The 20,206-nt window shown below is 33.8% G+C and carries 19 protein-coding genes and 2 tRNA genes; 12 read left to right on the forward strand and 9 right to left on the reverse strand.

The window, feature by feature from the left end; genetic code table 11:
* Positions 1–16: 16 nt before the first annotated feature.
* Complete coding sequence (gene recQ, locus KHA98_RS16120; RefSeq protein WP_213258929.1) at positions 17–2,212, forward strand: DNA helicase RecQ; 2,196 nt, start codon at positions 17–19, stop codon at positions 2,210–2,212.
* 120 nt (positions 2,213–2,332) lie between these two features.
* On the opposite strand, the gene KHA98_RS16125 is transcribed toward recQ, so the two are convergent.
* The gene (locus KHA98_RS16125; RefSeq protein ID WP_213258930.1) at positions 2,333–2,572 is read right to left on the reverse strand and encodes a hypothetical protein; all 240 of its coding nucleotides are present in this window, start codon (positions 2,570–2,572) and stop codon (positions 2,333–2,335) included.
* 336 nt (positions 2,573–2,908) lie between these two features.
* Here KHA98_RS16125 and KHA98_RS16130 point away from each other — a divergent pair, with 336 nt between their 5' ends.
* From KHA98_RS16130 to KHA98_RS16140, 3 genes are all read left to right on the forward strand, one after another.
* Positions 2,909–4,468, forward strand: a complete 1,560-nt coding sequence (locus tag KHA98_RS16130) for an NAD(P)/FAD-dependent oxidoreductase (protein WP_213258931.1) — start codon at positions 2,909–2,911, stop codon at positions 4,466–4,468.
* A gap of 74 nt (positions 4,469–4,542) precedes the next feature.
* Entirely contained in the window at positions 4,543–5,244 is a 702-nt protein-coding gene (locus KHA98_RS16135; protein ID WP_213258932.1) for an SMI1/KNR4 family protein, read from the forward strand.
* A 31-nt stretch (positions 5,245–5,275) separates the two neighbouring features.
* A complete protein-coding gene (locus tag KHA98_RS16140) occupies positions 5,276–6,364 on the forward strand; it encodes a DUF6630 family protein (protein ID WP_213258933.1) in 1,089 nt (362 codons plus the stop codon).
* Between the two features lie 94 nt (positions 6,365–6,458).
* Here the strand turns inward: KHA98_RS16140 and KHA98_RS16145 are convergent, their stop codons facing one another.
* From KHA98_RS16145 to msrB, 4 genes are all read right to left on the reverse strand, one after another.
* A complete protein-coding gene (locus KHA98_RS16145; RefSeq protein WP_213258934.1) occupies positions 6,459–7,418 on the reverse strand; it encodes a quinone oxidoreductase family protein in 960 nt (319 codons plus the stop codon).
* A 180-nt stretch (positions 7,419–7,598) separates the two neighbouring features.
* Positions 7,599–9,002 (reverse strand): aminopeptidase P N-terminal domain-containing protein, encoded by a 1,404-nt coding sequence (locus KHA98_RS16150; protein ID WP_213258935.1) that lies wholly within the window; start codon positions 9,000–9,002, stop codon positions 7,599–7,601.
* Positions 9,003–9,296: 294 nt separating this feature from the next.
* Entirely contained in the window at positions 9,297–9,908 is a 612-nt protein-coding gene (msrA, locus tag KHA98_RS16155) for a peptide-methionine (S)-S-oxide reductase MsrA (protein WP_213258936.1), read from the reverse strand.
* Positions 9,909–9,915: 7 nt separating this feature from the next.
* Positions 9,916–10,470 carry a peptide-methionine (R)-S-oxide reductase MsrB gene (msrB, locus tag KHA98_RS16160; protein WP_213258937.1) on the reverse strand — a complete coding sequence of 185 codons (555 nt, stop codon included), beginning with the start codon at positions 10,468–10,470 and terminating at the stop codon, positions 9,916–9,918.
* A gap of 297 nt (positions 10,471–10,767) precedes the next feature.
* Between msrB and idi the strand changes: the two genes are divergently transcribed.
* The 8 genes from idi to KHA98_RS16200 all read left to right on the forward strand — a co-directional run bounded on the left by idi (position 10,768) and on the right by KHA98_RS16200 (position 14,631).
* Positions 10,768–11,295: an isopentenyl-diphosphate Delta-isomerase gene (idi, locus tag KHA98_RS16165; protein ID WP_213258938.1), complete on the forward strand. Its 528-nt coding sequence runs from the start codon at positions 10,768–10,770 to the stop codon at positions 11,293–11,295.
* Positions 11,296–11,317: 22 nt separating this feature from the next.
* On the forward strand, positions 11,318–11,731 hold the full coding sequence (locus KHA98_RS16170) for a 6-carboxytetrahydropterin synthase (RefSeq protein WP_213258939.1): 414 nt from the start codon (positions 11,318–11,320) through the stop codon (positions 11,729–11,731).
* Positions 11,732–12,190 carry a peroxiredoxin gene (locus KHA98_RS16175; RefSeq protein WP_213258940.1) on the forward strand — a complete coding sequence of 153 codons (459 nt, stop codon included), beginning with the start codon at positions 11,732–11,734 and terminating at the stop codon, positions 12,188–12,190.
* Positions 12,191–12,250: 60 nt separating this feature from the next.
* Positions 12,251–13,219 (forward strand): type I phosphomannose isomerase catalytic subunit, encoded by a 969-nt coding sequence (locus tag KHA98_RS16180; protein WP_213258941.1) that lies wholly within the window; start codon positions 12,251–12,253, stop codon positions 13,217–13,219.
* Between the two features lie 57 nt (positions 13,220–13,276).
* Positions 13,277–13,543, forward strand: a complete 267-nt coding sequence (locus KHA98_RS16185; RefSeq protein ID WP_213258942.1) for a hypothetical protein — start codon at positions 13,277–13,279, stop codon at positions 13,541–13,543.
* Between the two features lie 78 nt (positions 13,544–13,621).
* Positions 13,622–13,695, forward strand: a tRNA-Thr gene (locus KHA98_RS16190).
* Between the two features lie 105 nt (positions 13,696–13,800).
* Positions 13,801–13,874: transfer RNA gene (locus tag KHA98_RS16195), tRNA-Thr, on the forward strand.
* Between the two features lie 361 nt (positions 13,875–14,235).
* The gene (locus tag KHA98_RS16200; RefSeq protein ID WP_213258943.1) at positions 14,236–14,631 is read left to right on the forward strand and encodes a helix-turn-helix domain-containing protein; all 396 of its coding nucleotides are present in this window, start codon (positions 14,236–14,238) and stop codon (positions 14,629–14,631) included.
* 250 nt (positions 14,632–14,881) lie between these two features.
* On the opposite strand, the gene KHA98_RS16205 is transcribed toward KHA98_RS16200, so the two are convergent.
* The 4 genes from KHA98_RS16205 to htpG form a co-directional block, all read right to left on the reverse strand.
* Positions 14,882–16,141 carry a hydroxymethylglutaryl-CoA reductase gene (locus KHA98_RS16205; protein WP_213258944.1) on the reverse strand — a complete coding sequence of 420 codons (1,260 nt, stop codon included), beginning with the start codon at positions 16,139–16,141 and terminating at the stop codon, positions 14,882–14,884.
* Between the two features lie 220 nt (positions 16,142–16,361).
* Positions 16,362–17,093, reverse strand: a complete 732-nt coding sequence (locus KHA98_RS16210; protein ID WP_213258945.1) for a DUF4369 domain-containing protein — start codon at positions 17,091–17,093, stop codon at positions 16,362–16,364.
* 131 nt (positions 17,094–17,224) lie between these two features.
* The gene (locus tag KHA98_RS16215; protein WP_213258946.1) at positions 17,225–18,028 is read right to left on the reverse strand and encodes a hypothetical protein; all 804 of its coding nucleotides are present in this window, start codon (positions 18,026–18,028) and stop codon (positions 17,225–17,227) included.
* A gap of 122 nt (positions 18,029–18,150) precedes the next feature.
* Positions 18,151–20,034 (reverse strand): molecular chaperone HtpG, encoded by a 1,884-nt coding sequence (htpG, locus tag KHA98_RS16220; RefSeq protein ID WP_213258947.1) that lies wholly within the window; start codon positions 20,032–20,034, stop codon positions 18,151–18,153.
* Positions 20,035–20,206 lie beyond the last annotated feature (172 nt).

Consider the following 20,206-nt stretch of genomic DNA (forward strand, 5'->3'; position numbering starts at 1 on the left):
TCCATTAAAATAAAGAATGAATTCAAACGAAATTGAAATACACAAGGAATTAAAGAAGTATTTCGGCTTTAGCCAATTTAAGGGCTTGCAGGAGCAAGTCATTACGAGTATTTTAGGTAAGAATAATACTTTTGTAATTATGCCTACTGGCGGTGGAAAGTCTCTTTGTTATCAATTACCCGCTTTAATTCAGGACGGAACGGCAATTGTTGTTTCGCCTTTGATTGCTTTGATGAAAAATCAGGTTGATGCGATTCGAAGTCTCTCGTCTGAAAATGGAATTGCGCATGTGCTCAATTCTTCTCTCACAAAAACAGAAATTGCTCAGGTAAAAAAAGACATTAGTTCTGGTTTAACTAAGCTTTTATATGTAGCCCCCGAATCTTTGACCAAAGAAGAATATGTTGCTTTTTTGCAAAGTGTACCCATTTCTTTCGTTGCAATAGACGAAGCACACTGTATTTCAGAATGGGGTCATGATTTTAGACCGGAATACAGAAACCTTAGAAATATTATAAAACAATTAGGTCAGGTACCTATTATAGGACTTACCGCGACAGCAACCCCAAAAGTTCAGGAAGATATTCTGAAAAACCTTGATATGTCTGATGCAAATACTTTTAAAGCATCATTCAACAGACCGAACTTATATTACGAAGTTCGCACAAAAACTAAAAATATAGAATCGGATATTATTCGATTTATCAAACAACATAAAGGAAAGTCTGGAATTATTTACTGTCTGAGCCGTAAAAAAGTAGAATCGATTGCCGAAGTTTTACAAGTTAACGGAATCAGCGCTGTTCCTTACCACGCAGGTTTAGATGCAAAAACACGTGCAAAACATCAGGATATGTTCCTGATGGAAGATGTAGATGTTGTTGTAGCAACAATTGCTTTCGGGATGGGAATTGATAAACCAGATGTTCGATTTGTGATTCATCATGATATTCCTAAATCTCTTGAAAGCTATTATCAGGAAACGGGTCGTGCCGGTCGTGATGGAGGAGAAGGACATTGTTTAGCTTACTATTCTTATAAAGATGTAGAAAAGCTGGAGAAATTTATGTCCGGGAAACCAGTTGCAGAACAAGAAATTGGTTTTGCTCTTTTGCAGGAAGTTGTGGCTTACGCCGAAACCTCAATGTCACGTAGAAAGTTCCTTCTTCATTATTTTGGTGAAGAGTTTGACAGCGAGACCGGAGAAGGTGCAGATATGGATGACAATGTTCGTAATCCGAAAAATAAAATTGAAGCAAAAGACCAAGTGGTTAAATTGCTGGAGATTGTTCGGGATACCAAACATATATACAAATCAAAAGAAATTGTATTTACTTTAATCGGACGTGTAAACGCTGTAATTAAAGCACATAAAACAGATTCACAATCCTTTTTCGGATCAGGTTCCGATCATGACGAAAAATATTGGATGGCCTTACTTCGTCAGGTTTTAGTAACAGGATATTTGTCAAAGGATATCGAAACTTATGGTGTTGTAAAAATCACCAAAGAAGGTTTAGATTTTATTAAAAAACCAGTTTCGTTTATGATGTCTGAAGATCATGAATATAGCGAATCTGAAGATGAGGCAATCGTAACCGCAGGAAAGTCATCGGGAACTGCTGATGAAGTTCTGATGGGAATGCTTCGTGAGCTACGTAAAAAAGTGGCTAAGAAATTAGGTGTTCCTCCGTTTGTGGTTTTTCAGGACCCTTCTCTTGAAGATATGGCTTTAAAATATCCAATCACTCTAACGGAATTATTCAATATTCATGGAGTAGGTGAAGGAAAAGCTAAAAAATACGGTGGTGAATTTGTAACATTGATCAGCAGATATGTTGAAGATAATGATATTATTCGTCCAGACGATTTAGTTGTAAAATCTACAGGAGTTAATTCTGCGAATAAATTATACATTATCCAGAACATTGATAGAAAGCTGTCTTTAAATGATATCGCTTCCGCGAAAGGCTTAACGATGGATGCGTTGATCAAAGAAATGGAACAAATTGTTTATTCCGGAACAAAGCTAAATATCAAATATTGGGTTGATGATATGTTAGATGACGATCAACAGGAAGAAATTCACGATTACTTCATGGAATCAGAATCAGATAAAATTGAAGATGCTCTTAAAGAATTTGACGGCGATTACGATATTGATGAATTGCGTTTAATGCGTATTAAGTTTATCAGTGAAGTAGCGAACTAAAGAAGTTAAATTCCAATAATAAAAATTCCAAATTCCAATTGTATCGTCAACTTGGAATTTGGAATTTTTTATTTGAAATTTCTCAAAGCTTTAGAATTTGGAATTTGAAAAATTTGGAATTTAATCCCCATATACTTCCCCACGATGCGGTTTCAAAGCATCTCTAACCTGAATCATATTTTCATCAGTTACAACCATAAAAGCAGTTGCGTGCATTTCGTTTATAATATTGAAACCCGTAATGTTTAAAGGCAGCTTTTCAATTGCGATATATTCTTTTAAATGAATTTCATGATGTTCGGCTGTTTTTGCAGAAGCCGGACCGCGGAAATCCCAAATCAGTTTTATTTTTCTAGACATTTTTTTTATAGGTGCAAAGGTTCAGAAGTACAAAGGTACAAAGTCTTTTTTAAAGGTTCTAAGGTTCTGAGATGCTAAGATTCTAAGATTTTTTCTGTAGAGGCGCACTGCAGTGCGTCTTATGTATTGTGGATATTCGATGCGTAGACGCACTGCAGTGCGTCTCTACGATATGCCTTGTGTTGAAAATTTTCAAAATTCAAAAATCTCAAAATCTGTTTAGATCTTTGCTAATCTGCGTGCAAATTTTACTGAAGAGATAAAATCTCATTTCAAAATAGTACTTTTGCATCTTCTTTTCATAGAAAGAAAAGCTAATAGAATAATTAAGATACAATGCCAAGAGAACTTTTACTTCAGGTAACTCCAGAAACTGCTGCAAACGAAACGTTGCTTAAAGACTATTTGTCTAAACAAATAAAAGTTTCTCCAAACGAAATTCAGCACATTTCAATTTTAAAAAGATCCATAGATGCGCGTCAAAAAGCGATCAAAATCAATTTAAAAGTGGTTATCTATTTAAAAGGTGAACCTTTTCAGGAAACCAAAATTGATCTTCCTATATATAAGGATGTTTCTAAAGCGCAGGAAGTACTTGTGGTTGGAGCTGGTCCTGCCGGACTTTTTGCTGCTTTGCAGTTAATTGAATTAGGCTTAAAACCTATCTTACTTGAACGCGGAAAAGATGTTCGCGGACGCAGGCGCGATCTAAAAGCAATAAATGTAGAACATATCGTAAATGAAGATTCTAATTATTGTTTTGGTGAAGGTGGCGCAGGAACTTATTCGGATGGAAAATTATACACACGTTCTAAAAAACGTGGAGATGTAACTCGTATTCTGGAACTTTTAGTAGCTTTTGGAGCTTCAGAAGATATTTTGGTAGAAGCGCATCCGCATATCGGAACGAATAAATTACCGAAAATTATTGAAGATATCCGAAACAAAATTATCGAGTTTGGCGGTCAGGTTTTATTTGAAACCCGTGTAACCGATATTTTGGTTAAGAATAATGAAGTCGAAGGAATTGTTACTCAAAACGGTGATAAAATTCTGGCGAATAAATTAATTCTGGCAACAGGACATTCTGCCCGCGATATATTTGAATTATTAGATAAAAAGAAAATTTTTATAGAAGCAAAACCTTTTGCTTTGGGAGTTCGTGCAGAACATTCGCAACAATTAATTGATAGTATTCAATATAGTTGTGATTATCGAGGAGAACATTTGCCTCCAGCGCCGTATTCTATTGTAAAACAAGTTAACGGTCGCGGAATGTACTCATTCTGTATGTGTCCGGGTGGTGTAATTGCACCTTGTGCGACAAGTCCGGGTGAAGTAGTTACCAACGGTTGGTCACCATCAAAACGTGATCAGGCAACGGCAAATTCAGGAATTGTAATTGAATTGAAATTAGAAGATTTTAAACCTTTTGCAAAATTTGGCGCTTTGGCCGGAATGGAATTTCAAAAAAGTATCGAACAAAAAGCGTGGAATCTGGCCGGAAGAACTCAAAAAGTTCCGGCACAAAGAATGATTGATTTTACACAAAATAAAGTTTCATCAGATATTCCGAAAACATCTTACGTTCCCGGAACAACTTCGGTTGAAATGGGACAGGTTTTTCCTGGATTTTTATCGCAGATTTTACGTCAGGGATTTCAGGAATTTGGTAAATCAATGCGTGGTTATTTGACCAATGAAGCAATTTTGCACGCACCGGAAAGCAGAACTTCATCGCCAGTCAGAATTCCGAGAGATCCTATTACATATGAACATTTGCAGATCAAAGGATTGTATCCTTGTGGAGAAGGTGCAGGTTATGCTGGCGGAATTATTTCTGCTGCTATCGATGGTGAAAAATGTGCGTTGATGATTGCGGAATCCCTGAAATAATTGGCTTTGGGCTTTTCATGAAGTAAAAAGATTGCTATCTTGGTCATTTGATTCTAATAGAATATTCCCCAAATATGACCATACGAGAAATTGAAACAAAACACGGCTTTAAATTCCCAATTTTATACCAACAACTAGATGCTGATGGTATGCTTGATGTTGGAGAATATGGCCCCAATTGGTATACTGATGTTTATCCAACTTTAAAAGATAATCCGCCTTTGCTTTTGCATTCTTATGATTTTGAATCTCTCAATTTAAAATCAGTTGCTGAAGAAATAGAAGAGCTTAAAGATCCTGAGGATTATCGAAATATCAACCCGGAATTTAGATTTATTCCTTTCGCAAAAAGCGGAGGCGGTGATCATTATTGCTTTTTTCTAAATGAAGAAAATAATGGAGATGTGCCTATCGTTTTTGTTTGGCATGATATGAACGAAGTTGATTATCTGGCAAAAAACCTTCAGGAATTTATTTTTAAAGTTCTATTGATTGATATGTCAAAGAAGGACATTTATAATGAACTCAGTGATGAAGAATTTAGAAGTGATATCGAATCTGTATTTAAATCTCATAAAAAGTATTTAACAGATCGTCAGAATGAAATTCTATCGGCAATTTTAGAACGTGAAATTATTGATTACGAAATAGATGTGTCACCAAAAATAACAGAATCTGCAAGAGGATTACTTACCGATGTTGAGTTGGAATCAATTGTGAATGAGGTTATTCCTTTTGATAAAATGAATCAGAGTTTTAAATATTCAGTAGAGTAGTTCTGTACCCTAAAATTGCTAAATATCTTTTATGAAAAATTTCTTTTCCAATTTGTTTAATAGAAATAATGATCCAAAATCGATAATTTCATTTGATGTTATCGATCCTATTTACGGTTATTTGTATCATGAAGCCAATAATTTTGAATTCAAAATGAAAGGAATTCAGGACTCTGTTTTGGTTAATTTATATGCATTTCCGACTTCATTAGATCATGAAGAAGGCAGGGCAGAAATTAAAAAAGCAGGCTTTAAGAATGCTTATGAAGTTTTAAATGAACTCTATAAAAAGATTGATATAGGGCCTTTGACAGAAGAAATAATGCAGCAGGAATTAGAGTATGATTTTATTCATGTTCAGTTTTTTTCGAAGCCAGGTCCGGAAATGAAAACGCATCTTAAACGCGTTTTGAATAATTTTATAATCTTCTTTTGCTGCACTAACAGTCTCGAAACAAATGATTTCAAGATTTTGTATACAAATAGTTATTTTCAGGATTATACAAAAGGGTTGCTGGATGCTGAATTTCTTGATTTTAAGAATCCTAAAAATGGAACTCAGGAAATCGGAATTCAGGATTTTAAAATTGTTTTACAGGGAATTTGTCAGTATTTGAATATTGAAATTCCGGGAACCGTAGAGCTTCCATCATCTGAAAATTTAATAGAGACGGAAGAAGTAACAGTAGAAACTTTTGAGGAATTCATAAACTTGGTTTCAAGAGGAGATATTGAAGAGAAAGAGCTTAAAGGACAATCTAAAAAACTATTTAAAAACTATAAGAAATCGGCAGACGATTATTACGAAATAGTTGAAGATCATTTTGAGTTTTTCGAAAGTATTGATGCCTGGAATAGTGATTGGAAATTTGATCCCGAAGATGCAGAATATTTTATTTCTGAAATGATAGGAGAAGATTTAAATTTCGAATATCCCGAAGAAACATATAGTCATGATTTGTTTCCGTACATACAAACTGCTTTGGAAAAACGCGGTTTTGAATTAATGAGCTACAATACAAACGGAGATAATTATCTGTTTTTTGTTGCCAATAAAAAGGATGTAGACAGGATTTTAGAATTATCTGAATTGACAAAAATAGAAGTGGATCAGTTGTAATATTAAGCCACGAATTACACTAATTTCCACGAATTAAATTTTAATCCAAAGAGAAAAATTAGCGAAAATTTGTGTAATTTGTGGCAAAAAAAAATTAAGGAATCAAAATGATTTTTCCTGTACTTTTTCGGCTTTCCAGATAATCATGTGCCAGTTTTCCTTCTGACAATTTAAAAGATGTTGGTTCAGAAAGTTTGATTTTGCCTTCAATAATCCAGTTGAATAATTGATTGGCTCTTTTGATTCTTTCCTCTTTTGAATTTAAATAACTCCATAAATCACCTCCGGTTAATGTTTTTGAGGTGTCCATTAACATTCTCGGATCAACAGGTTCTGGATCTCCACCCGCCATTCCGAAGAAAACAACCTGACCGCATTCTTTAGTTACTTCAAAGCTTTCGGTTAAAGTACTTCCGATACTGTCATAAACAACATCAACTCCTTTTTTGGTCACATCAAAAATTTGTGATTTCCAATCTTCATTGTAAAGAAAAACATGATCTGCACCTTGCTCCATTGCAACTTTTGCTTTCTCTGAAGATGAGGTTAAGCCGATAACTTTTGCGCCTAAAAATTTACTGATTTGGGTTAAAATCTGACCAACTCCACCGGCAACGGCATGAATTAATACTGTTTCTCCTTTTTGAGTTTTATGACTATCGGTGGCTAAATAATGTGCCGTTAAACCTTGGAGTAATATTGAAGCCGCGGTTTCAAATGAAATAGCTTCTGGCAATGGTAAAACATGATTGGTATTTACAGCAACCAGCTCTGCATTTGCAAAAGGCACATCGGCAAAAGCCACACGATCGCCTATTTTATATTCAGGATGATTATTGGTATCAACAACAATTCCGGCGCCCTCGTATCCGGCAATAAAAGGCGGGTTTCCTTTTAAATGATAATTTCCTTTTCGTCGGTAAACATCGGCAAAATTTAATCCGATGGCTTTCATTTCGACTAATATTTCATTGCTTTTTAATTGCGGATTAGGAATTTCTATATATTCTAAAACATCAGAATCTCCAAAAGTAGAGAAGGTAAGTGCTTTCATTTTTAATTAATTTTAGAATACAAAGTAAGGGAAAAATCAAAAGCCTCTATTAAAATTTTAATAGAGGCTTCCGAAATATTTTTATAGCCACAGATTAAAAAGGATTAAAAAGGATTTTGAAATTTTGCAAGAAGAAAATAATCAGTGAAAATCCATTTAATCTGTGGCTAAAATTAAAAACTATATCTTAGGGAATTTCATGTCATTAAAAGTACTTTTTTGTTTAGCTAAAGCTTCAACATCCTGCCATTTTCTTGGAGAATCGGCAGAAAGATTTTCGTAGGAATCTTTTAGCATTAAAATATCGTCTTCGATACGCACACCAATATTCCACCATTTTTTGTCGCATTTACTGTTTGCCGGAATGTAGATTCCGGGTTCAACCGTAAGAATCATGTTTTCTTTTAAGTTGCCCATGTAATTTCCTTTATCATGAACATCTAACCCAAGAAAATGCGAACAGCCGTGCGGATAATATATTTTTACATCTTTAGGATCTGTAATAATTCCTAATTTGATTAATCCGTTTGCGATAACTTCTGCGGCTTTTTTGTTTAAATCCTGAATTGGTGTGCCTTCTTTACAGATTTTAAATACTTCTTCCTGTGCTTCATAAACCAATTGGTAAATGGCTTTTTGTTCTTCGGTAAATTTTCCGTTTGCAGGAACTGTTCGGGTAACGTCTGCAGAATACCCGTGGTATTCAGAACCAACATCCATTAATAATAATTGGTTATCGATTTTTGTTGCATTGTTTTCTCCGTAATGCAAAATACATCCGTTTGCTCCAGCGCCCACAATTGGCGGATAACCTTCGCCTTCGGCGCCATAATGTTTGTGAACATAAGCATGTATTCCGTCAGCTTCATTTTCGCTCATGTCCGGACCAACTGCTTTCATTACTTCGTTGTGCGCAATGCAGGAAAGTTTAACGGTTTTACGCATTAAATCTAATTCTTCCGGAGTTTTTATTTCGCGAAGTGAATTGGTGATTTTTGTAAACAAATCGGTCGAAGCTTCGTTTTCCTGTGTAATTCCGGCTTTTGTTTTAAAGCTTTCAAGTAATCCAAACAGACCAAATTCAGTTTTGTCGTTTCGAACGTCGGTTGGAATTTTATCATAAATTATTTTGTCGAATTTCTTAAAGTCAGTTGCAAAAGCCTTAAAATCTTTTCCGTTGTAAACATTTTTAAAACCTAATTTAGATTTTGCACCATCTACGCCAAGACGTCTTCCTGTCCACATTTCGCGATTTGCATTTTTTTCTCTCACAAAAAGAACTTCGGTATACTTTTCATCTCCCTGCGGTTCTTTAAAAAGTAATAAAACAGCATCAGGTTCTTTGTAACCTGTTAGATAATACATATCAGGATTTGCGTGATAATTGTAGTTGATGTCTTTTGAAAAAACTCTTTCAGGATAAGCAAATACGACTGCTACAGAGTTGGACGGCATTAACGCTCTAAAAGCTTCGCGACGACCTTTATGGAATTCTTTTGAGAGATAATCTGTTGGAAGATTTTCCTGAGCCTGTACTTGGTTTATCCCCAGGTAAAGCGTCAGTAAGAGTAGTAATCGTTTCATTTTTTTTGGTTTTTTGTTGATGATTTTAGTTTTTTGATCATTGCAAATTACAAAAAAAAGGAATTGATTTTTGGGTAGAGTACCGCCACGAATTCACGAATTTTATTTTTTTATGATGAGGTAAAAAAAGAATTTGTGCTAATTTGTATAATTTGTGACGAAAGAGCGATTGAAATATAAGTTTGCCACGAATTCACGAATTTTTTTGATGCAGTGATTGAAAAAAATTTGTGAATTCGTGGCGAAAAAAAAATGTAATAAAAAAACCGCCCAGATAGTGGACGGTTTAAGTAATTACGATTTCTTTTTGAGTTTGTCTTTAAAGACTTTTTCAAACTTTTCTATTTTGGGCTGAATCACCATTTTGCAATACGGCTGGCTTTTGTTGTTTGCATAATAGTTCTGATGATAATCTTCGGCTTTATAAAATGTTTTGAAAGGTTCTACTTTAGTCACAATTGGACTGCTGTAAACTTTTGCCTTATTAAGTTCTGCAATAATACTCTGAGCTGCTTTTTTCTGTTCTTCATTTTTGTAAAAAATAACAGAACGATACTGCGTTCCAACATCAGCACCTTGACGATTTAAAGTTGTTGGATCATGAACAGTAAAAAAGACTTGAAATATTTCATTAATGTCAGTCACATTTTTATCGTAAGTAATCTGAACTACTTCGGCATGTCCCGTTGTTCCTGTGCAAACTTCTTCATAAGTTGGATTTGCAACTTTGCCTCCTGAAAATCCGGAAACAACAGATTTTACTCCGTCTAAATTTTCGTAAACGGCCTCTACACACCAATAACAACCACCACCAAGTGTAATAGTTTCGAGATTTGATGCTTTTTTATTCTGTGCAAAACTATTTAGTGACAAAGCAACTAAACAGATTAAAAGTATATTTTTCATAAATTAATTATTTGTTATCAGGGATAAAATCAAGAGCAATCGAATTCATGCAATAGCGTTTTCCGGTTGGTTCTGGGCCGTCATCAAATAAGTGGCCTAAATGTCCGCCGCAACGTCCGCACAATGCTTCGGTTCTTTCCATTCCAAGGGAATTATCATTTTTATAAACCACACTTTTTTTACTATCCTGTTCAAAAAAACTTGGCCAGCCACAACTGCTGGAAAATTTTGCAGTTGATCTAAAAAGTTTGTTTCCGCACGAAGCGCAGTAGTACGTTCCTTTTTCATCCGTATTCCAATATTTTCCTGTAAAAGGTCTTTCAGTATCTGCTTCACGCATTACAGCATAAACATCTTCCGGCAGTACTTTCTTCCATTCGGCATTGCTTATGTTTAATTTGGTCGTGTCTGTATTAGAATAATAAGGGTTTCCCGGTTTGCTTATTTTATTTTCCATAGTAATGGTACTTGTAGTTTGCTTTTTTGTGTTTTGACCACAGGCCTGCAAAATGAATAGTGGTATTAAAAAGCAAAGACTGTAAATGAGCTTTGTAGTTTTCATAAATTATTGGGTAGATTGTTTTTGTTCTTCAAAGATAATAAGAGAGTTTGTTCGAAAATGTCTGCTATTTTACAATTCAGATACATTTAAGTATGTTTTAACTTTTTATTATTTACGTAAAATAAACATTCGTAGTTTTTATATCTTGTTTTTAAAGGATTTTTATTGTTTTTGAGGCTGTAGTTTGTTGTGAATCAGAAAATTGATAATTTTTTAAACAAGTTAAACTTTTCACAATGTTTTCTAAGATTTTATAGCCATTTCTTTTTTCGTATTTTTGTTTGTTCAATAAGCCCTATGATAGAAGAAAACGTAATATTAGTTAATCAAAAAGATGAGCAGATTGGCTTAATGCCAAAATTAGAAGCACATGAAAAAGCACTTTTACATCGTGCCTTTTCGGTTTTTATTTTAAATAATAAAAATGAAATAATGCTACAGCAACGTGCTCATCACAAATACCACTCACCTTTACTCTGGACCAATACGTGTTGCAGTCACCAACGTGAAGGCGAGACAAATATCGAGGCGGGAAGTCGACGATTGTATGAGGAAATGGGTTTTAAGGCAGATTTGAAAGAATTGTTTCATTTTATCTACAAAGCTCCTTTTGATAATGGACTAACAGAACACGAACTTGATCATGTTATGATTGGCTATTATAATGATGAACCGGCAATAAACCCCGAAGAAGTGGAAGCCTGGAAATGGATGAGTATTGAAGATGTAAAAGCTGATATTGAAAAACAGCCAGAAATTTATACCGTATGGTTTAAGATAATTTTTGATGAATTTGATCATTATCTCGAAGACCACAAATTATAACCAAAAGCAACCAAAAACCTAAATGAGAGTAACCATATCAAGAAAAGCACATTTTAATGCTGCACATCGATTGCATAGGAAGGATTGGACATTTGAGAAAAACGATGCTGTTTTTGGCAAATGTAATAACCCTAATTTTCATGGTCACAATTATGGTTTAACAGTTAGTGTTACAGGAAAAATTGACCCGGAAACAGGCTTTGTTTTAGATGTGAAAGTATTAGCGGATATTATACGTGAAGAAGTAGAAATACCGTTTGATCACAAAAATCTGAATCTGGACGTTCCGGAATTTCAGGATTTGAATCCAACTGCAGAAAACATTGCTGTTGTGATATGGAATAAAATTAAAAAAAGAATTCAGCCTGATTTTGATTTGGAAATCATTTTGAATGAAACAGACCGCAATTTTGTAACCTATAAAGGAGAAGAATAAATGTCATTAAAAATAGGAGATATAGTTCCGAATTTTACTGCAAAGGATAGCCACGGAGAAACTTTTGAAAGCCAAAGTGTTTTAGGAAGAAAACCGTTGGTAATCTATTTTTACCCAAAAGATAATACGCCGGGCTGCACCACTGAAGCTTGTAGTTTTCGTGATCAGTACGAGGATTTTAAAGACCTTGGAGCCGAAGTTATTGGTATAAGCAGCGATAGTGTAAAGTCACATCAGAAATTTGCAAATAAGTATAAGTTGCCTTTTATTTTATTATCAGATAAAGATAAAAGACTCAGACAGCTTTTTGGCGTACGCAACAATTTGTTTGGCCTTTTGCCGGGAAGAGTAACTTATATAATTGATAGAAATGGGGTTGTCATTTATATTTTTGATAGTATGAATGCCGAAAAACACATTTCTACAGCACTGGAAACTATTAAAGAATTAGTATTATAGATTCAGAAAATAGTATTACAATAGTATACAAAGATTAAAGATATTAGCCATAAAAAAATTATGAGTACACCATTATACCCTTTACAGTTTGAGCCAATTCTAAAAGAAAGAATCTGGGGCGGAGAAAAACTAAAAACAGTTTTAAATAAACCAATCACATCCAAAATTACTGGAGAGAGTTGGGAGTTGTCTACCGTAGAAGGGGATGTAAGTGTTATTGCAAACGGAGTTTTAAAAGGAAAATCGTTAATGCAGCTTATTGACGAAACACCAAATGAAGTTTTAGGAACAAAAGTATATGAGCGATTCGGAAAACAATTTCCGCTTCTGTTTAAATATTTAGACGCTCGCGAGGATCTTTCGATTCAGGTACATCCAAATGATAAATTGGCAAAAGAACGTCATAATTCATTTGGTAAAACAGAAATGTGGTACGTAATGCAAGCCGATGCCGATTCCAGAATTATTGTAGGTTTTAAAGAAAACTCAAGTAAAGAGGAATATTTAAAACATTTAAATGACAATACGCTTGTTTCTATTTTAGATGATGTAAAAGCAAAACCGGGAGATGTTTTCTTTCTTGAAACAGGAACCGTTCACGCTATTGGTGCGGGATTAGTTGTTGCCGAAATCCAGCAAACATCTGATATTACTTATCGTTTATACGATTTTGATCGTGTAGATGCGCAAGGAAACAAAAGAGAACTTCATGTAGATTTGGCACTTGATGCTATAAACTATAATAAGGTAGATACACAAAAAAAATACGAGACAAAAGCAAACACTTCAAATGTGGTGGTTGACTGTCCTTATTTTACAACCAATTTTATTCCGTTAGAAAATAAAGTTGAGGTTGCTAAGACTGGAGAGACATTTACAGTATATATGTGTATAGAAGGAAGCTTTGAAATCGAATTTGAAGGTTTTAAACAAACTTACAGCAAAGGAGATACGGTTTTAATTCCGGCTGCGATAAATACATTTATTTTGAGCGGAAAAGCTTCAATTTTAGAAATTTACATTTCATAGCACTTAATATAAAGATTATGTGTATTTTTGCAGACGCAAATTAAAATAATAATAAAAATGGCAAACGTTAAGAATTTAAAGAAAGACATCAATTTCGTATTAGGAGATATTATCGAAGCGGTTTACTTGTTTGAGATGTCAACAACAGGAAATCCAACTCCGGAAACGAATGCTTTAGTTGATGAAGCTATCAATGCTTTTGATACTTTGATTACAAAAGTGAACGCTAAGAACGTTGAAAACAAAAAAGCACACTTCAAACAAATCAATGTTGAATTGGAAGAAACTGCTAATCAATTGATTGCTAAAATCAACGAATTGTAAGCAAAAAAAAGTATAAAAAAGTGCAAATTTATTTTGGAAAAACGAAAATCCGCTTTATATTTGCACCCGTAATGAGTCGCCAGCGTAGCTCAGTTGGCTAGAGCAGCTGATTTGTAATCAGCAGGTCGTGGGTTCGAGTCCCTCCGCCGGCTCAACAAAAACCATCACTTTATTGTGGTGGTTTTTTATTAAAATAAAAGACAAATTTATTTTGGAAAATTCAAAAAACCAAATTACATTTGCACCCGTAATGAGTCGCCAGCGTAGCTCAGTTGGCTAGAGCAGCTGATTTGTAATCAGCAGGTCGTGGGTTCGAGTCCCTCCGCCGGCTCAACGTAAAACCATCACTTTTTAGTGATGGTTTTTTTTATGCCCTTAAATTTAAGATAAAATTCCAATATCTAAATAAACGCCCAATATCTGAAATTCCAAATTCCAAATCTCACTTTAAATAAAATCCCAATATGTAAATTCCAAATTCCAAACCTCACGTTAAAGATTGAAATTTGGAGTTTCAAATATTGGAATTTTACTTAAGTTCTATGCTTAAAACCTTTGTCAAAGTTTTAAACTTTGACAAAGGTCTGGGTGAATAAAGTAGCTGTTTTTATATTTGTAATAAAATACGTACTTTACCTGAAAATATGTTTTTTACGGATTAATTGTATTTACTTAATTATTATCTTTGAATTATGAGCACACTAACAAAACCAAACCATATAGGGCGAAAAATTAGCCGTATACGTGAACTTCGAGACATGAAGCAGGAAGCATTGGCGCAAGCTTTAGGCACAAATCAGCAAACAGTTTCGGCTTTAGAAAATAGCGAAACCATAGATGATGCAAAACTGGAAGAAGTAGCAAAAGCACTTGGTGTAACTGTAGAAGCGATTAAGAACTTTTCTGAAGAAGCTGTTATTAATTATTTTAATAACTATTATGATACAAAGGATAGTGTATTTAATAATCATTGTAATCATATTGATTGTACTTTCAATCCGCTAGATAAAGTTGTAGAACTTTACGAGCGTTTAGTACAGGTTGAAAAAGAGAAAGTAGAATATTTGGAGAAAATATTAAAAAAATAAAATTCCAAAAAATAAATTCCAAATTCCAAATCTCATGTCAAAGATTGGAATTTGGAATTTTAAATTTTGTAATTTAACTATTGTCTTCCGAAAAATAAATTCCAAATACCAAATCTCACGTTAAAGATTGGAATTTGGAATTTTAAATATTAGACTTTAAGTATTGTCTTCCAAAAAATAAATTCCAAATCCCAAATCCCACGTTAAAGATTGGAATTTGGAATTTTAAATTTTGGAATTTAAATACTAACTATCTTCCTAATGTTTGATGTGCAGTTGTAAATTGTCCCGAAGACATTGCTGCCAAAATCGAAAGCTCGCCTGTTAAACATAAAGCAATCGCAATCTCTGCAAACTTTCCACTTTTGCCCGGGCCGTAGCAATCCATTAATTGTAGACATTCTTTTTGTGTTGGAAACGAAGTTCCGCCGCCAACAGTTCCAACAATAATATTCGACATTGTTATGGCAAAATAAACATCGTTGTTTTCATTAATTTCCATTCTTGTAGTAGCAATCGAAGCTTCGCCTGTACAGGCTACATCTTGTCCGCAAGCAATAAATAAAGCAGCAAGACCATTAGAAGGATGCATTCCGCTGCCTACAACACCGGCTTTTTGAGCTCCCGAAACGCATATTTTCCATTGTTCAAGTAATAATGTTGGAGTAGTCTTTAAAACAGATTTAACGATTTCTTTTTTTATGACTATTTCGGCAGTAATTTTTCTTCCGCGGGCTCTGGTGTTAATAGGTCCTGTTTTCTTGTCTCCGGAATAATTACCTTCTATGGTCCAAAAAACGGGTTTTACAGGGCAGTTTTCTAGTATATACTGGCATATTTTATCAGAGCATATAGTGACCATATTTTGACCAGATGCGTCGCCCGATGTATATTCTAATCTTAAAATTAAAATATTGCCTTCAATGTTGATGTTTAAATCATTTAAAACGGCATAATTGCTAGTTTCTTTGGTTAGCAGGGAAAATGTTTCGGTATGATTCATAATCCAGGCAGCAAATTTGCCTAAATCAATTAAATTTTTAAACTTAAAGGTAGGAGTTCTTTGTACACCCTGCTGAAGTGTAATAACGGTTATTGCTCCGCTTTCTTTGCAGGCTTTTGCACCTCTGTTGTAGGAAGCGAGTAAAGCGCCTTCGGTCGTTGCGAGAGGAACGTAAAAACCGCCCTGTGCATGTGTGCCATTTATTACTAATGGTCCAACAATTCCTGTGGGAATTTGAGACATGCCAATGTAGTTTTCAATATTTCCTTTTAAACTTTCATTGTCGCTGAATGTTTTTTCTCCAGATAAATAGTCGGTGTTTGTGCCTAATTGCTTTTGAATAAAATTCAAACGTAATTTTTGACCATTTAATGAGTAAGGTTCTTGTTTGGGAATTGATTCTAATTCCTGATCTGCTTGTGGGTTGTAAGATTCTAATTTTTCAATAACTGCTGAATTAATAAAATCAAATTTTGCACGAGTGATGTTGCTGGGAGGATTTTTCATAATTTCTAGTTTTTTAAATTATGAAGCTAAGGTATTACAAAATTAAAATATATTTATGTAATTTCTGACTTTTAAAAATGTTAATTGTTTAATTATCAGATAATTATGTTAATTTTGTTTAAGGCGTTAAAAAAAGACAATAAAAAATCCTGTTCTTATAAAAAAGAACAGGATTTTTAATTTATTGAGGATGTTAATTTATTTTATAACTAACTGTATGCTATTGTTTTACAGTGCTTGTTGTGTCTTGTTTTTTAATGTCGGCCACATATTTGGTCAATTTTTTTCCGTAAAGTGATTGTGCTACTGCCGGAGTCATAGATTTTTGAATTGTGTCTAAGAATTTAACGTTGATGTCGTAAATCTCAGCTAAAGCGATATAAGGAGCAATCGCCTGATCTTTGTGGTTAATAGCAAAGTTGGTAGCAAACAAATATTTTCTTTTGATGTTTGAATCGTGTTTAGTATTGATGCTGTCAAGTGCTTTTTGATCTTTTCTCTTTATAGCTTTAAATCTTGCTTCAAGCATAGAAAGATTTTCGTCGTTAAAACGAGAGTTTATCTTTTGATACTCCTGGTACAAATCCTGATTTTTAGATCCGGTGATTTTAGCATTATAAATAAAATTGTCCAGATTAGTATCGATGTTGATGTTTCCTGGTTCTGCAAAAAATAAAATGTTATTATCCAATGAATTGGTTACTCCACGATCTAAAAACAAATAAAGCATTTCTGGAGATTCTAATTTAATATCGCTCTCAAAAGAAGAGTTTCCATCAATTTTAATACTGTCGATTGCTACAAGAGACGTATCAACAATTCTTTGAATATATAAAGTTCCGTTTTTTAATCCTTTAATATTTCCTGTAATGTGTAGGTTGTTTGTAGATTCTTTTTTGCTGCATGATGCTAATAGTGCAATTGCAACAAAGGCAATAATAGATTTTTTCATTGGTTTTTAGATTTTGGTGCAAAATAAAGAAAATAGTTTGAATGTAGTTATGGTGATTTAAATTTTAATAAAAAATAAATCCCAATCTATTTCTAAATTGGGATTTGGATAGTTTTTTTAAAATGAGACTCTTACAAATTTAAATTATAAGTTACTCCCTCATCATTTGTGTATGTAAATTTACTGTCACATTCATTATCTCCATAGTCAATAACTCCTTTAAGCAAGCCGCCTTCAACCTTTAATTTACCTTGAGAAATAAAGTTACAAGAGTATTTTTTTACCAATGTTTGCTGAACAGTCAAAGTTAGTTTTGTGCCTTTTTCTGTCGTTATATTATGAGTTCCTTCGGTCATTTCATAAACATTATCTTCTAAAACAAACGGAGTGTCAACACCAGCAGTTTGTCTCACAGTATGAATTCCTGAATTAAGATAAATCCTTCCTTCCAAATCTGTAAATTTTCCATTGCTTACTTTTCTGCTCCATTGTGGTATAGTGGCAACAGTTGTTGTGTTGGTATATTCTATAATTCCTTCCAGTTTTATTCCGTTAAACGAATAACCAATTCTTTCAATAGTAAGTTTACTTCCTGTAGTAGTTATTGGTCCTGAAAGTGTGATTTTTAGTTTCCCTTTTCTCACAATTTGATTGTCTGTGCAACCTGTTCCGTAGTCTACTGTGTATACTTTTGGATAAGTTTGTCCTTCAACTGTAACTGTTGCACAAATACCGGCTGTAGATTTTCCTGCTGGATTTCCTGTTGTTACAATCAATCCCGTATTAATGTCCATTTCGTTTATGGCATCAATTGTTATAGAAGCTCCAATAGCGGTTGTGTCAGTTTGAGTTGCGGTTTCGCTGTCGCTTGAACAAGAAATGTAAGTTAGTGCTGTAGCACAAAGAGTTAGGAATGAAATTGTGATTTTTTTCATAGTAGTTTTTTTTAAGAGTTAGATTATAAGGCATTCAAATGTAATAAAAAAAACAAACCACAATAAAAAAATCCTGTAAGCATTGCCTACAGGATTTTTGTTGGTATTTAATCTATGAGAAATTACTTAATCATCTCAAAACTTCTTTTTACAAAAGCAGTTAAAGCTTCTCCTTTTAAAAGGTTTTGCGATAATTTAGCCAAGTCTAAAGCTTGTTTTACTAAATGTTCCTGATGTGTTTTGTCTTCCGTATTTAAAATACTTGAAGCCAAATCAGAATTTGTGTTTACTACCAAATTGTACATTTCCGGCATATTTCCCATTCCGAACATTCCGCCACCGCCAGATTGACTCATTTCTTTCATTCTACGCATAAATTCTGGTTGCGTAATAATAAAAGGTGCAGCCTGGCTGTCCATAGCTTCCAGTTGTACGCTGTATGCTTTTGGAATATAAGCTTCTAAAGAAGTTTTTAAAGTTTCTTTTTCTTCGTCAGATAATTTAGAAATCGTGTTTTCGTCTTTCTTGATTAAGTTATCAATATGATCAGAATCAACACGTACAAAAGTTACGCCGCTGTTATCATTCTCAATTTTTTGAATTAAGTGAGAGATAATCGGAGAATCTAAAAGCAATACTTCGTATCCTTTGTCTTTTGCAGCTTCAATATAAGAGTGCTGTGCATCTTTGTTTCCTGCATAAAGAACAACAAGTTTTCCGTCTTTATCAGTTTGATTCTCTTTTAGTTTTTCTTTTAATTCTTCTAAAGTGAAATACGTATTATCAACAGTTGGATACAAGACAAATGCACCCGCTTTTTCATAGAATTTATCTTCAGAAAGCATTCCGTATTCTAAAACGATTTTAATATCGTTCCATTTTTCTTCAAAATCTGCACGGTTCTCGTTGAATAAAGCTTTTAATTTATCTGCAACTTTACGAGTAATATAGTTTGAGATTTTCTTAACCGCTCCGTCAGCTTGTAAACCTGAACGAGAAACATTTAAAGGGATATCTGGTGAATCGATAACCCCTTTTAACATCGTTAAAAATTCAGGTACAATTCCTTCTACATTATCAGTAACGTAAACCTGATTTTGGTACAACTGAATTTTATCTTTTTGGATTTGCATATCGCTACCCAATTTTGGGAAATACAAAATACCAGTTAAGTTAAACGGATAATCTACATTTAAATGAATGTTGAACAACGGATCTTCAAACTGCATTGGATACAATTCTCTGTAGAAGTTTTTATAATCTTCCTCAGATAATTCAGTTGGCTGTTTTGTCCAGGCCGGATTTGGGTTGTTGATGATGTTGTCGATCTCAACAGTTTCGTTTACGTAATCTTCCGGAGCATCTTCTGGTTTAGGAAGTGTTTCAGTTCTTGTTCCAAATTTAATTGGAATAGGCATAAACTTGTTGTACTTGCTTAATAAACCACTGATTTTTGAATCTTCTAAGAATTCAAGAGAATCTTCAGCAATATGAAGAATGATTTCAGTTCCGCGTGAAGTTTTGTCAGCAGGCTCTAAAGTAAATTCAGGGCTTCCGTCGCAAGTCCAGTGTGCTGCAGGCTCATCTTTGTATGATTTAGTGATAATTTCTACTTTTTCTGCAACCATAAAAGCAGAATAGAAACCAAGACCAAAGTGTCCGATAATTCCAGAATCTTTAGCAGAATCTTTGTATTTGTCAAGGAATTCCTCAGCTCCGGAAAAAGCAACCTGATTAATGTATTTCTCTACTTCATCAGCAGTCATACCTAAACCTTGGTCGATAATATGGATTTTTTTACCCTCTTTATCAACTTTAATTTCGATAACCGGATTTCCGTATTCAACCTTAGCTTCGCCAATGCTAATAAGGTGTTTTAATTTTAAAGTAGCGTCAGTTCCGTTTGAAACCAGCTCACGCAAGAAAATTTCATGGTCGCTGTATAAGAACTTTTTGATTAAGGGAAAGATGTTTTCTACCGAAACATTAATTTTACCTGTTGTCATATTTTTTAATTTTTTGAGTTTAATGTGATGATTTTCATTTCTTCAAATAGAATACCAATTGTTTTTTAATGACAAAATGTCGCAAGTGTTAATTTTGAAAGAAAATAAATGGATTGTAAAACAAATTTTATCACAACGTATCGTATATTTGTGGTATAATAATTGTTAAACG

Origin of the sequence: Flavobacterium branchiicola, from assembly GCF_018383905.1 — a bacterium.
Lineage (GTDB): Bacteria > Bacteroidota > Bacteroidia > Flavobacteriales > Flavobacteriaceae > Flavobacterium > Flavobacterium branchiicola.